This is a genomic window from Ideonella livida, from assembly GCF_010499455.1.
GTDB classification, from domain to species: domain Bacteria; phylum Pseudomonadota; class Gammaproteobacteria; order Burkholderiales; family Burkholderiaceae_C; genus Ideonella; species Ideonella livida.
This window is the reverse complement of record NZ_JAAGOH010000008.1, coordinates 75,247-89,022: the sequence shown is the minus strand read 5'-3', so window position 1 is coordinate 89,022 and position 13,776 is coordinate 75,247. Positions and strand designations below refer to the sequence as shown.

The 13,776-nt window shown below is 72.4% G+C and carries 8 protein-coding genes and 1 riboswitch; of the genes, 6 read left to right on the top strand and 2 right to left on the bottom strand.

Annotated elements, in window-relative coordinates; translation table 11 throughout:
- Positions 1-131: 131 nt before the first annotated feature.
- Positions 132-366, bottom strand: a riboswitch (cobalamin riboswitch).
- 44 nt (positions 367-410) lie between these two features.
- Positions 411-1,169 (bottom strand): DUF3047 domain-containing protein, encoded by a 759-nt coding sequence (locus G3A44_RS08840; protein ID WP_163457146.1) that lies wholly within the window; start codon positions 1,167-1,169, stop codon positions 411-413.
- Between the two features lie 355 nt (positions 1,170-1,524).
- Here G3A44_RS08840 and G3A44_RS08835 point away from each other — a divergent pair, with 355 nt between their 5' ends.
- The 6 genes from G3A44_RS08835 to G3A44_RS08810 all read left to right on the top strand — a co-directional run bounded on the left by G3A44_RS08835 (position 1,525) and on the right by G3A44_RS08810 (position 12,038).
- Positions 1,525-3,321 (top strand): DUF2138 family protein, encoded by a 1,797-nt coding sequence (locus G3A44_RS08835; protein ID WP_163457145.1) that lies wholly within the window; start codon positions 1,525-1,527, stop codon positions 3,319-3,321.
- An 8-nt stretch (positions 3,322-3,329) separates the two neighbouring features.
- A complete protein-coding gene (locus G3A44_RS08830) occupies positions 3,330-4,130 on the top strand; it encodes a DUF1175 family protein (RefSeq protein ID WP_163457144.1) in 801 nt (266 codons plus the stop codon).
- A 51-nt stretch (positions 4,131-4,181) separates the two neighbouring features.
- Positions 4,182-9,101, top strand: a complete 4,920-nt coding sequence (locus tag G3A44_RS08825; protein WP_163457143.1) for an MG2 domain-containing protein — start codon at positions 4,182-4,184, stop codon at positions 9,099-9,101.
- Positions 9,098-10,810, top strand: a complete 1,713-nt coding sequence (locus tag G3A44_RS08820) for a DUF2300 domain-containing protein (RefSeq protein WP_163457142.1) — start codon at positions 9,098-9,100, stop codon at positions 10,808-10,810. The genes G3A44_RS08825 and G3A44_RS08820 overlap by 4 nt, the downstream gene beginning before the upstream one ends.
- Before the next feature lie 74 nt (positions 10,811-10,884).
- Positions 10,885-11,748 (top strand): YfaP family protein, encoded by an 864-nt coding sequence (locus G3A44_RS08815; protein ID WP_163457141.1) that lies wholly within the window; start codon positions 10,885-10,887, stop codon positions 11,746-11,748.
- Between the two features lie 134 nt (positions 11,749-11,882).
- Positions 11,883-12,038, top strand: coding sequence for a hypothetical protein (locus G3A44_RS08810; RefSeq protein ID WP_163457140.1), 156 nt, complete (start codon positions 11,883-11,885; stop codon positions 12,036-12,038).
- 31 nt (positions 12,039-12,069) lie between these two features.
- On the opposite strand, the gene G3A44_RS08805 is transcribed toward G3A44_RS08810, so the two are convergent.
- Positions 12,070-13,695 carry an alpha-D-glucose phosphate-specific phosphoglucomutase gene (locus G3A44_RS08805; RefSeq protein WP_163457139.1) on the bottom strand — a complete coding sequence of 542 codons (1,626 nt, stop codon included), beginning with the start codon at positions 13,693-13,695 and terminating at the stop codon, positions 12,070-12,072.
- Positions 13,696-13,776: the final 81 nt, after the last annotated feature.

The window sequence follows — 13,776 nt, the reverse complement described above, 5'->3', positions numbered from 1 at the left end:
CAAGGCGGCGCGGCAGCAACCCCTGAGGCGCAAGGCGTCCAGACAGGAAAAGACCACGGCGCGCACCGCCGCGCAGCCCTCCGCTTCCCCGCAGAGGACCGCTGACATCGGCACCCGGCACGCCTTGACGCGTCGGGCACCCCCTGTTGGCCGGTATCCGGGCTGGCGGAATCGACCTGTGCGGTCTTCCCGGAGCCGGCGGCTCCAGTGACCAGGGGCACAAGCGAGGGTGTGAACACCCCGTCCGCTTACCGTTGCGGGGGCAGCGCAGGTTGGACGTGCCTCGTGGAGGCGAATCTTCCTGCTTCCCGTTTACCCCGGCAGACCACGATCAGGCTGCCAGGCACCAACGGTGTGCATGTTAACCGCTGCAGGCTTGCAGCCCGCTGATAAGCCCGTGCCGTGCTGGGTCAGTGCGGCGCCGACACCGCCGGGGGCGCCGCGCCGACGCCAGCCGCCACCGGCGCCAGCAACTGCACTTCACCGTACCAGGTGGTGGTCCGGGTGCGGGTGTTGTCGGTGTCGGTCATCAGGCCCACCGCCACCAGCGGACCAGGGGCCTCGCCGAAGGCCCGGCGGAAATCCTCCACCAGATTGCGCCGGTAGTCGCGCCACTGGCGCAAAGGGCCAGGACCGGACTCCAGCACGATCTTGCGCACACGGCCGGTGCGCGGATTGGTGATGACCGACTCCGGCGCCGACCCGTTGGACCAGACATACATCAAGGTGGCGTAAGGCATGGCCTCGCCCGTCAGCGTGGCGGCCATCTCGGCCATCATGCGGTCCTGAAAGCCCAGCCGCCCCGTGTCGCCATCAAAGGCGAAGACCAGCCGGGCCGGCGAATCCCCCTGACCTCGCTCGGCCAGGTCCGCCCCCTCCAGCAAATTGGAGACCCACCACGAGAACTGCACCTCGCCCAGGTCGGACGGGGCCACGTAAAGCTTGCGCCGCCACATGCTGGCGCTCAGGTCCGCCTGCGCCCGCCAAGCCGGTCGACCTTCCTTGCGGTCGGGCTGATAGCGGGTCGGCGTCTTACCGGGCAACAGCAGCGGCTGCCAGGCCGGTGTTTCCTGGTCCGGGGAGAGCCTCACCACGCGGGGGGTGTCCGGCAGGGGTGGGGCGGTTCCGGTTGACGGCGCCTGGGCGCAGCCGCCCAGGAGCAGCGCCATGCACAGGGGAACGGCCAGACCTGCGGCCCAAGGCAGCCGCGTGGCCCACGGGCGCGACGGGTGGAAGGAGGACGAAGCAGTACAGGACGACAGGTTCACAGCAGATGGAGACGCAAAACGTGGCGAGGGCTTGCAAAGGAAGGCCGGCCGAGCCCGGTCAGGGACGTGGCGCCCAGGGGGCGCAACGCGCCAAGTCTGCGGACGGTGGACATCGGCATCGGAAATATCCCCTCCTGACACGGGGCCATGCCCCCCTTGTCCGGCGGCCTGTCCGCCCGGGCCGAGGCAGGACCGGCCGCCTATGATGCCCTGGCCGGCCTGATGCTGTGACCGGCCGCCCTTCCGGGAGACTGCCATGCCCACCCTAGCGGACCCAGAACCGCCCCTTGCCACCCCTTCCGTCGCCGCGGAGCCCGAAGCCCTCTCCAGCCCCCTGCTCACCCGGCCCGGCTGCCGCTCGGCCCGTGGTGGCCCGTTTCGACTGCGCCCCTGGCTGCAGCGGCGGTGGGTGCGGCGGACGTTGTGGGTGGCCGGTGGCGTCCTGGCCCTGGCGGGACTGGGCAGCAGCCGGCAGGGCTGGGCCCAGTACCAGGGTCCGCTCAACCCCTTGCAAGTGGACTGGCGCCAGCCCCAGGCCTGGGTGGCCACGCCCAGCCTCTCGGGCTTGGTCCGGGACCTGACCCGCGCCCCGGTGCTGCGCACCGTCCTGACCGAGGACTTCGTCTTCCACTACGAGGAGCACGAAGAGCGGCTGGCCCTGGCCGGCACCCTCAAGCGGCTGGCCTTTGAACACGACTTGAGTCTGCCCGAGCGGCTGCTGGAGCAGGCGCTGGACGGCCCGGCGGAGCTGGCGATGTGGCCCGACGACCGCGGAGCCCTGCGCCACTGGGCCCTGGCCATGGAGCGCGGTGCAGCCACCCGGCTGCTGCAGACTTTGGCCCCGCTGGCGGCCCAGGACCTGCAGCTCAGCCGCCTGGGCCAGCTGCAGCCGGCCGACGGCGCCGCCGCCGTGCCGGTGCTGGCCTTGGCCCTGAGCCCGCGGCGTACGCTGGCACTGGCCGCCCGCGGCGACCGGCTGGTGGTCATGTCCGATCCCGGCCTGCTCTGGTCGCCCCCGGCACCGGGCGATGCGCCCGGTGCGGACACCCCCGTGGCCGGACCCGACCCGGCCGCCGCCGAGGTGCTGCTGCGCCTGCTCTCGCCGCGCGCCACCGAACAGGCCGTCTGGCAGCAGGCCCAGGCGGTGCAGCCCAGCCCCGGTCGTCATGAGCTGGTGGCCCGCGGGCCGTTGCTGTCGCTGCAATACCAGCACTTCTTTCCGGGCCTGCAGGCCTTGGGTGCAAGCCTGGACCTGGGCGGGCAGGTACTGGAGACCCGTGTGCGGGTGGGAGGCGGGCTGCCCGCCAGCCTGCAGTCGCAACCGCCCTGGGCCGCCCTGCCGGCCAGCCCTGCCGCCTGCGCGGCCTTGCCGGTGGCCTGGTCGCGCCTGCAGGCGCTGGGCGCTGCCCCCCAGGGCACCTCAGCCGATACCCCCCGGCCGCCCGAGGTGCTGCGGCGCACCTTGCAAGGCCTGCAAGGGCCGGCCGCCGTGTGCTGGTATGCCGGCGCCACGCTGCACACGCCATTGCTGGTGGCCCGCAGCAGTGCCCCCGCGCCGGACGACGCCACCCTGCGGGCCCTGGCCGAGTGGCTGCTGCCCGAGCAGGCGGCGCTGCGTACTGGCGACGGCCGGGCGCTTGCCCAGGTGCCCCAGCGTCGTGCCGGCCAGGGGACCTACCACTGGGCCCTGCAGCGCGTCGGCCCCTGGTGGCTGTTCTCACCTGACGCGGGGTTGGTGGACCGCGCGGTCGATACCGTCGCCCGTCGCTATCCCAGCGTGGCCGACAGCCTGGGGGCCAGTGGTGCACCGGGCGCGGTGTTGGCCGTGGTGGAACCGGCGGAACTGAGCCGCCTGCTCCAGGCCGAGTCGCTCTCGGTGCTGGGCCCCCGCCAGGCCAGCTTCCGTCAGGCGGCCCAGACCCGGCTTTTCCCCCAGTTGCAGCGCCTGGCTGAGCTGCCCGCTACCCAAGTGCAGCTGCAAGGTCTTCCCAACGCCCAGGGCTGGATGTCACTGCGCTGGACGGCCCTGGCGGCGCCCGGCCGCCTGCCCTGAGCTGCACCATGCCCCTTGCGCTCCTCCGCCTCTGCGCTTGCCAGCCAGGCACCGAACCCCCCACCCGGCGCCGGCTGCTGCAGGCTGGCCTGCACCACTTCACCTCCCTGGCAGGTGGCGTCACCCTGGGCCGGTGGACGGCTCCAGCCGGGGTCCTGGCCTGGCCCCTGACCGGCGCCCGGGCGCAAGCGCCCGCCGTGCCGCCAAGGCGCGTGGACGCCACGGACCCGGTGCCCACCCGGCTGCCGCCAGCCGCTGCCCAGGCGCTGCGCGACTGGATCGGCGTGCTGGTGCGGCAACAGCTGGAGCAGGGCCCCAGTCCGCGCTGGCACCACCAGGACTGCGCCGGGCTGGTGCGTTTTGTGGTGGCCGAGGCGCTGCGCCCCCATGACATGGCCTGGCGGCGCAGCATGGGGCTGCAGGGCCGCCGACTGCCTCCCGACCTGGCCCCCAACCTGGCCACCCCTTGGCGGCACCGCTGGCGCCGGGCCGAAGGGGGCACCGCCGCCTTTGTGACCGCCCTCGAGCTGGTGCAGGCCAACACCCGGCGGGTGGGCCGCCAGCTCGCCCAGGCGCAGGCGGCCGACCTGCTGTTCTACGACTTCGGGGATGACCAGCACCTGATGCTGTGGCTGGGACCCTATGTGGCCTACCACACCGGTCAGCCCGCCAATCAGCGCGCACCAGGTGACACCGGCCTGCGGGCCTTGCCGGTGGCGCAACTGATGGACTGGCGGGACACCCGCTGGCGCCCCCACGACCAGAACCCCAACTTCGTGGGCCTGCACCGGCTGCATCTGCTGGGCTGAAGCCTCCCCTGCCCCCTTCGGCCCCCCCCCCACGCGCCTCATCCGCCACCCATGGCCCGAACCTCACACCCTGCCGCCCCCCGCCCCGCCTTTTCCCGCCTGGTGGGCCGCCCGCGCGGGCCCGCCACGGCCCTGCTGGTGTCGGCCCTGGCCGGCCTGCTGCCAGCGCCTCCACACCCTGGGGGATTGGGTGGCCCGGTGGCCGTCGCGGCCCCTTCCGCCCCCGCCAGCGCGCCGGCCCCCGTCGCCGAATCTCCGCTGGCCAATGAACGACAGCCCTACAGCGGAGAACCCTTTTTCTTACTGACCGACGCCACCTACGGCAGCCAGGAGCCGCCACAAGTGCGGCTGGAGCTGCAGGACCCCCATGGCACGTCCGCGCTGGGTGGCGTGGACATTGCCCTCTACCGGATTCCCGATGCCTTGGGCTTCCTGCGCCAGCAGCGCAACCTGCACCGCGTGCGTGTACCCGCGCCGGCAGCCCCGGAGGGCTTGTCCAACACCCTGACCCACCTGTGGGACAGCTGGTGGGTACGCTCGCGCCAGGCCTGGCGTGACCTGTTCTCGCCGCAGGCGCGGCAGGCCGTGACCGCCCAGGCCCCGGCGCTTCGCACGCCGGCCGACCTGACGCGGCCCTCCGCCTTCCAGGAGCCACCGAGCCACCGTCCCATTCCCGGTCTGCCGCTGGTGCAGCGCTTTCGCTATCCGGTGCATGCGGCCCGGCCCATCGCGCCACCCGAAGGTTTGGCCCTGGAGGGCAGCAGCAGCGGCTTCATCGGTCCGGCAGCGGGCAATGTGATGGTGCCGCTGACCGCCAAGGGTCAGGGCCTGCCGCCAGGCCTGTACCTGGTGGAGGCCAGTGCCGGCCTGCATCGGGCGACCACCTTGCTTTTTGTCTCCGACACGGTCGCTTTGACCAAGGTCTCTGGCCAGCAGATGCTCGTCTGGAGCGCCCGGCGGGACAACGCCCAGGCGGTGCCGGGGACCCGGGTGCTGTGGACCGATGGCGTGGGTGTGCTGCAAAGTGGCCAGACCGACGGGCGCGGCCTGCTGCGACTGGCCAAGGCAGCTCCGGAGCAGAGCTACGTCTTCGGTCAGGACCCGGCCGGCGGCGTCTTCATCTCCGAGAACTTCTACTACGACAGCGAGATCTACAACGCCAGGGTCTACGCGGTGACCGACCGCCCTCTGTACCGGCCCGGGGACGAGGTCAAGGTCAAGATCACCGGTCGGGAATTCCGCAACGCCCGCGACTCGGTGCCGCTGGCCGACGGCCCGCTGCAGCTGCAGGCCCTGGACCCCGTCGGTCAGGTGGTGGCCCAACAGCGCACCACCTTCAGCGGTCAGCGTGGCGCCGACACCCAGTTCCACCTGCCCGCCAACGCACCGGCGGGCGGCTATGAGCTGCGCCTGACCCTGCGCGACGAGGTCTACGCGGCGGCGTTCCGGGTGGCCGACTACCAGAAGCCGCACTTCGAATTGCAGTGGCTGCCGGACAAGCCCGACTTCAGCACCGGCGAAGCGGTGACCGGCCGGCTGCAACTGCACTACCCCGACGGCCGTCCGGTGGTGGGCGCCCAGGTCAGCCTGTCGGCCCGCGCGCAGCAGCTCAGCCTCATCGACGGCGAGCTGGACTATGCGGGCGCCTTTCCCGTCAAGCTCAGCCAGTCTGAGCTGACCACCGACGCCAAGGGCATGGCGCGCTTCAGCCTGCCACCGGCCGAGGTGGCCAGCCGCTACCTGCTCTCGGCCCTGGCCGCCGACGGCGCCGCCTACCGGGTTCGCGGCCACCAGGAACTCCTGGTGGAGCGGGGCGGCGCCGCCTGGGCGTTGCAGGCCGAGCGCCAGTTCTCCGCACCGGGCGAGTCCGTACGGCTGCAGTGGACCCCCAGCCGCCGCATCAGCTTGGGTGGCGGCGCCGTTGAACCTGCCCGCCCGGTCCAACTCGACTGGCTGCGCCAGGAGGACCGAAGCCGCGGCAGTCAGCCCATCGCGGCAGCCGCCAGCAGCGCGGCCGGCGGCCAGAGCACCTTGAACCTGGTCCGCCCCGGCACCTACACCCTGCAGCTGCGGGATGCCCGCGGCCGCCTGGTGGGGGCCAGCCACCACACCGTCACCGGCCCGGGCGTGCAGGTGCCCGCCGGCAGCATCGCCATCACCCTGGACCAGCCGCGCTACCTGCCCGGGCAGACGGCCACGGCCCTGGTCACCTTCTCGCGCCCGGTGGAGCAGGCCCTGATCAGTCTGGAGCGCGACAGCGTCGAGGCCGCGAGCTTGCTGACCGACGGGGGTGATGGCCTGCGCACGGAGCGCCTGACCCCCCACCAGTGGCGGGTGCAGATCCCGGTCACCGCGGCCATGGCGCCCAACATCACCTTCTCCGTGGGTCTGGTGCAGGACGGGGCCCTGGTCTTCGAGAACCAGGGACTGCGGGTGGAACAGGCTCGGGTGCAGGTGGGCCTGCGCACCGAGCGCGCGGTCTACGCCCCCGGTGAGACCGTGGCGGTGGAGGTGAGCACCCAGGTCGGCGGTCGGCCGGTGGCCGCCGAGGTCAGCGTGGGCGTGGTCGACGAGATGATCTACGTGCTGCAGCCGGAAATCGCCCCCAGCATCGAGGACTTCTTCTTCCACCCACGACGCAACAACGTGCGCACCAGCGCCAGCCTGTCCTTCATCGGCTACGACTTGGCCACCCAGGCGCTGGGCCAGCTGCCCGGGCAGCGCGGCCACCCGGAACGCGCCCTGAAGGTGCAGGAGCGGCCACGGCGCGACGAGGTGGACACCGCCGCCTGGCAACCCCGGCTGCGCACCGACGCCAGCGGGCGCACCCGCTTCACCTTCGTCATGCCGGACGCCCTGAGCCGCTGGCGCCTGACCGGCAGGGCCATGACCGCCGAGGGTCTGGTCGGCCAGCAAACCGCCTGGGTGCGCAGCGACAAGCCCTACTACCTGAAGTGGACCAGTCCCGATTGGCAGCGTCTGGGCGACCAGGCCCAGGCCAGCGTGGCCGTGTTCAGCCAGCAGGCTGGGGAGCGTCCGGCAGAACTGAGGGTCAGCGGCCTGGGACCCACCCCCAGACGCCTGCCACTGCTGCTGCGCCCAGGTGCCAACTTTGTCCACCTGCCGCTGGAGGCCACCCAGTTGCAGGCCCCCGACCTGAGCTTGAGCCTATGGGTGACACCCCCAGGCAGCGGCGCGCCGGTGGAGGCCGACCGCCTGCAGCCGCGCCTGCGGCGACAGGCGCCTGGGTGGGCCGCCCCCCGAGAGCTGGTGCTGGACCTGAGCCAGGGCCCGGTACCGCTGGCCTTACCGCCCGACGCCCATAACTTGCGGCTGACCCTCAGCGCCGATCCGGCCGCCGGCGCCTTCAGCCGGTGGATCGACGAGCTGGTGGACCTGCCCTGGGGCGGGGTGGAGCAGACCGCCAGCCGCCTGCTGCCCCTGACCCTGGCCCTGGAGCACCTGACCCCGGGCCAGGAAGCGCTGGCCCCCTGGCTCACCCAGCGGCTGGCGGGCGGGCGGCTGCGTCTGGCCCAGCTGGCCAGCCCCCAGGCCCGCTTCGCGTGGTGGGGCCGGCACATGGCCCCCGACCCCTTCCTGACCCTTTATGCCTACCACGCCGACTGGCGGGCCAGCCAGGCGCTGCAGCAGCCGCTGCCGCCAGCGCATTGGCAGCGGCTGCTGGAGGTCTATGCCAAGGCCGCACCGCAGCTGCCACCGCTGCAACGCGCCCTGGCGCTGGATTGGATGGCGCAGATGGGCCTGCCGGTGCAAAGCCTGCAGGCCGCCCTGCTGGACGATCTGCAGGCTGGCGCCGCCCGGGCGCCAGCCACGCCGCGCATCCGGCCTGGCCAGCACAGTCTGGTACTGGCCGATGCTGCCGATCCCGAGGCCCGCGACATGGCCTGGGTGCTGGCCACCCACACCATACGGCGGTCAAGCATTGCGGGCGGCAACGCCGCCCCGCCAGCGCCAGCCCTGGCTGCGGCCGGACGCCTGGCGGCCAGTCCGCAGCCCCTGGCGCAGGCCCTGTTGGCATTGGCCGGCCCCGGCCTGGGTTGGAACAGCGCCACCACGGCCCGCCAGCGCGCGCTGGCGCTGCTAGGCCGCGTGCGTGGCGAACTAGCCGGCCCGGACCGGGCCCTGGCCCTGGGGTGGCTGCACACCGCCCTGGGTGGCCCCCCCAACGCCCGCGCGAACCTGCCGGCCGCAGGGGGCTCACTGCTGGCCGCGGGCCGGCTGGCAGTGCCCAACCTGCCGGCCCCCTGGCAGCCACTGGCCCAGACCTCGGCCTGGGGTCAGCCCCAGTACCGGCTGGCACCCGGGGCCGCCTTGCCGGCTCAGCTTGCAGCCGCCGGCAGTGCTCGCCACGCCTTCCTGCGCTTCGACAGCGCGCTGGTCCCGACGACAGCGCCCGCGCTGCCCGTCCAACTCCAGCGCCGGCTCTATAAGGTCACCACCCGCCCCCACCCGGCGGAGCAGGCCACGGCGGATGAGGCGGAAGCCCCCAATCCCGCCGGCCCGCCCCCCACCCCGCTGGCCAGCACGCGACGACAGGTCAGCCTGCAACCCGTGAGCCCGGGCAGCCCGCTGGATGCCAATGCCCTGTACCTGGACGAGGTGCAGTTGCGGGCCACCGGCCCGCGCCTACGCTGGGCGCTGCTGCAGGTGGCGTTGCCGCCCGGCGCCGCGGTGGAAACCTCCACCTGGGGACTGGACCTGCCGGCCGGCAAGTCTGCCGAGCCCGCCTGGCGCCCGCTGGAGGCTGCGACCGCCCAGCCGGTAGACGGTGGCTACGGCGTGCCGCTGGACGTGTTGCCCGCCCAACAAACCGTGACGGTGCGGCACCTGCTGCGCTTTTCCCAACGCGGGGTGTTCCAGCTGCCCCCGGCCCGGCTCTGGCGGGTCTACGAACCGGAGGCCAAGGCCACCGAGAACGCCTCGCCCTGGGGCCGGCTGGAGGTGCGGTGAAAACGGCCAGGGCGCGGATCGCTGCCGCGGCGCTCACCGTGCTGCAGGGGGCTGTGGGCGCGCAGGCCCTGCCGGATCAAGCGGCCACCCGCACCGCCTCTGCGCCAACGCTGGCCCCCTTGGGCAGCCTCTGGAAACTCTTTGTCCATGCCTGGCTGGTGGAGCAGACGCGCACAGGACAGCCCCCGGAACCGGTCTTTACCTGCGGCCCGCAGGCCGAGCGCCAGCCTGACGAAGACTACTGTTGTGAGCCCGGGGGCTGGGTCGAACGCGACGAGGCCCTGCGCCGCTCCTGTGGGCCATACTTCGAGCCCGCCCGCCTGGGCCTGAGCGCTGCCGCGTGGCGCGCTTTCTGGAGCGCTCTCGATCCCGACGGTGGCCGGCCGGCCACCCAGCCGCCGGACTGGCTGCGCTCACTCGAGCGGCTGAGGCCGGACACCTGGGTCCCCCGTGACGACATCCTTCAGGCGCTGGCGGCCGTACCCGCCACCGCACGCCTGGCCGCCCGTGAGGCGCTGGGGCCCCTGGTCACCCAGGACCCCGCCCTGGCCGCGGTGTTGGGCAGCAGCCCGCGCTACAAGACCTGGAGCTGGGTGGACGCCCAAGGCGAGCGCCTGGGCGGGGCGGGCGGCTGGCTGGCCGACGGTCAACCCTTCTGGATCCAGGGGCCAGGGACAGGCCGCCGTGTGGTGCAGGCCCAGGCCGCGACTCTGGCGCAGGCCTGGACCGCCCAAGGCCGCCTGCAGGCCGACCCCGAGCCGGCCCTGCAGCAGGCCCAACCCTGTGTCCAGGTCCAGTTCTTCGCCCGCCACCCCCTGGCCAGTGTGACCCGGCCGGACGGCCAGGCCGTGGTCGAAGGCCCGCTCGCGCCGGTGCCCCATGAACTGCGCTTCGCCAGCGGTACCCGGCTGTCGCTGACCGTGCCCGGCCCGTTGCAGGCCAGCCGCGAGGTGACGGCGGACGGCGCGCTGCGCTGGCGGCTGAGCGCCCGCCTGCCGCTGGAAGACTACATCGCCCGGGTCCTGGACCGGGAAGCTGACCCCCGCCAGACCGCCCCCACCCGCGCCCTGGCTGTGGTGGCCCGCACCTGGCTGCTGCACCACACCGTGCCAGCGGACGCCACCCAGGCCGGCTGCCGCCAGGTGGAAGACAGCACCCATGCCCAGCGCGTCAGCCCCCTCCCGCCCTCGCCCGACGCCCTGGCGGCCGCCCGGTTCACCGCCGGCTGGGTGCTGCAGGGAGAGCTGCCGCACGGCGTGCGATACCACCTGGAGGACGAAGGCCCCGGTGTCTTCGGTTGGCGGCCCACCCTGGCACGCTGGGCAGCGTCTCCGGCGCAGCCCTGGACAGCGCTGCTTGCGCCCGCGTTCGGATCGGCCGGCCTGGGTCAGTGGGGCCAGGCCGACGACTGTCAGGCCTTGCCCGACGCAGCCCGCTGGCTGACCCAGCGCCAGCACCGCTGGCGCGAACGCCTACGCCATGAGCCGGGCTACGAACCCCCTGCGGGCCCAGTGCAGGTGTGCGCCCTGTCCTGGGGGCCACCGCATGCCGACCTGCGGCGCCAGCGCATCGTGCTGCGCGAGTGGCACAGCCGTGAGGGACGGCTGACCCTCATCCACGAGTATCTGCACCTGGCCTTCATCCACCATCCCCGAGGTCGGGATGAAGACTACATCGAAGCCCTGGCGCGCCAGCTGGTGGACCGTTGAGCCCGGCCCGCCCTCCAACGCGCCCCCCCGGCCTTCCCTGCCCTCCCGATGGCCCCTTCCTCCCCTGCCCCACCATGTCGCCCCAACCCCACTCCCGCCGGACGGCCGTCGCCGCCCCACCGACCGCCCCGGCCCATCGGCCGTGGGCGCTGCTGGCCGCTCTGAACCTCTGGTTCTGTGCAGCGGGACCTGGCCTGGCCGCCCCGCCGGGGATCTTGCAGGACCCGGTGGGCGGATGGCGGCACACCGAGGTACAGGCTGGTGAACTGCTGCAGGAGGTGCACTATCCCGCAGCCTCGGTCTCCGCTGAGCGGGCGCCGCCCGGCGGACGGATTCAAGGCCGGCTGGTCGCGCCGCGACCCGATGGCCGGCCGCTGTCCCCGGCGGCCGCCCCCCTCATGGGGCGGCTGGTGGTGGACGGGGTCGCCATGCCGTTGGCCGTGGCACCGGATGGCCATTTCCAGCGGCCATGGTCCTTCGGCGCGGGGCCCCATGCCGTGACAGTACGCCAAGGCACACAAGGCGGGCGGACACAGTTCTTCGAGACAGCCAGCCCACGCACCCGGCCGGCCCTGCGCGTGGTCCTCAGCTGGGACAGCCCCATGACCGACCTGGACCTGCACCTGCTCTCCCCGGAGGGCGAACATGTCTTCTACGGCGCCCGGGTCTCGCCCAGCGGCGGTGTGTTGGACGTGGACGTGACCACGGGCTATGGACCCGAGATCTTCGTCCACCCGCGGCCGACGCCTGGGGTGTGGCAGGTGCTGGTGAACTACTTTGGTGCCGGCGAGGCACAGGACGGCCTGACGGTGGCGCAGATCGCGCTCATCGAGCATGAGGGCACACCCCGCGAGAAGCAGCAGGTCTGGCGGGTACCCATGCGCAAGCCGGGCGAGCTGACCCTGGTGCGGCGCTTCACCGTCGGTGCACCGCCATGAACACTGGCGACACGGCCCGCCCCGGCCCTGGCGCCGGTCCGCAAGGGGCGCGAGGCGACTGCAGCAGATGGTGCTCCACCCCGCGGCCGTTGTCGCCCTGGGGTCTTGCGGGAACGGCCGCGGCCGGACCGGAGATGTCTCCTATGGCCACCCCGCTGCCGGGCGCGTGCCACGTGTACCTGAACTACTGGGGCCACTTTGGGGCGGAGGGCTACCACTCCAACGCCCCTCTGGCGCAGCCGGCCATCACCGTCCGGCTGACCCTGGCGCGTCGCTTCGTGCCTCCGTGAGCGGTGCGTCTGCGGCGCCGCCCGTCACGCTTCAGGTGATCACGCTGGGCTCTGTCCGGCCTGTCAGGGCCCGGATGTCCGCCAGCGATTCGGCCGCGGCAATCAACGGCGCCAGCGCCTCCTGCACGGGCAGGTCCAGTCGCGCGGCATCGGGCTCGTATTGCTCGATGTACACCCGCAGCGTGGCCCCGGCCGTACCGGTGCCGGACAGGCGGTAGACGATGCGCGAGCCGTCGGCCAGCACCACCCGCAGGCCCTGCTGCTTGGACTGGCTGCCGTCCACCGGATCCAGATAACTGAAGTCGTCCGCCGTGGCCACCAGCCGGCCCGCCACGGTGGCGCCCGGCAGCGCCGGCAGGCGGGCCCGCAAGCCAGCCATCAACTGCGCCGCCGCGGCCGCATCGATCTCCTCGTAGTCGTGACGGGTGTAGTAATTGCGGCCGTAGGTGAACCAGTGCTCCTGGGCAATCTGCTGCACGCTCTGGCCGCGGCGGGCCAGGATGGACAGCCACAGCAGCACCGCCCAGATACCGTCCTTCTCCCGCACATGGTGGCTGCCGGTGCCAGCGCTCTCCTCGCCACAGATCGTGACGCGCCCCGCGTCCAGCAGGTTCCCGAAGAACTTCCAGCCCGTCGGCGTCTCGTACACCGGCACCCCCAAGGCAGCCGCCACGCGGTCAGCCGCCCCGCTGGTGGGCATGGACCGGGCGATCCCAGAGATGCCCTGCGCATAGGCCGGCGCCAAGTGGGCGTTGGCGGCCAACATCGCCAGGGAATCCGAGGGCGAAATGAAAATGCCACGACCGATGATCAGGTTGCGATCGCCATCGCCGTCGGAGGCTGCACCCAGGTCCGGCGCGTCAGGCCCCATCATCAATGCCAGCAGCTCATGGGCATGCACGAGATTGGGGTCCGGATGGTGGCCGCCGAAGTCCGGCAAAGGCGTGCCGTTCATCACGGTGCCCGCCGGCGCCCCCAGCGCCTCCTCAAAAATCGCCCGGGCGTAGGGGCCGGTCACCGCATGCATCGCATCAAAGCGCAGACGGAAGCCCCCGGCGAACAGCGCCCTCAGCGCCGGGAAATCGAAGAGGCTGGCCATCAGGGCCACATAGTCGTCCACGGGGCTGATGACCTCCACGGTCATCGCGCCCAGCGCAGTGGGGCCTAGGCGCGTCAAGTCCACGTCCGGCGCCTCCAGCACGTGGTACTCCGTCAAGGTCTGCGACGCGGCGTACATGGCCTCGGTCATCGCCTCGGGGGCCGGCCCGCCGTTGGCCGCATTGAACTTGATGCCGAAATCGCCCTCAGGCCCACCCGGGTTGTGGCTGGCTGACAAGATGATGCCGCCAAAGGCGCCATGCCGGCGGATCACACAAGACGCGGCCGGCGTCGACAGGATCGCCCCCTGTCCCACCAGCACCCGTGCAAAACCGTTGGCCGCTGCCATCTTGAGAATCAGCTGCGCCGCCTCGGCGTTGAAGAAGCGGCCATCGCCCCCCAGCACCAGGGTCTTGCCCGCAAAACCGTCGGCCGGGCGAACAGCATTGAAGATGGACTGGACAAAGTTGGCCAGGTAATGCGGCCGCTGGAAATCGGTCACCTTCTTGCGCAGACCGCTGGTGCCGGGTTTCATGCCGGAAATGGGTTGGGTGAGCATGGTGGGGAACTGTCAGCGAAATAGACGAAAACACAAGGCGTGATGCCGGCGCGTGGGCGGCGGTCGACGTGGAAGTGCCCG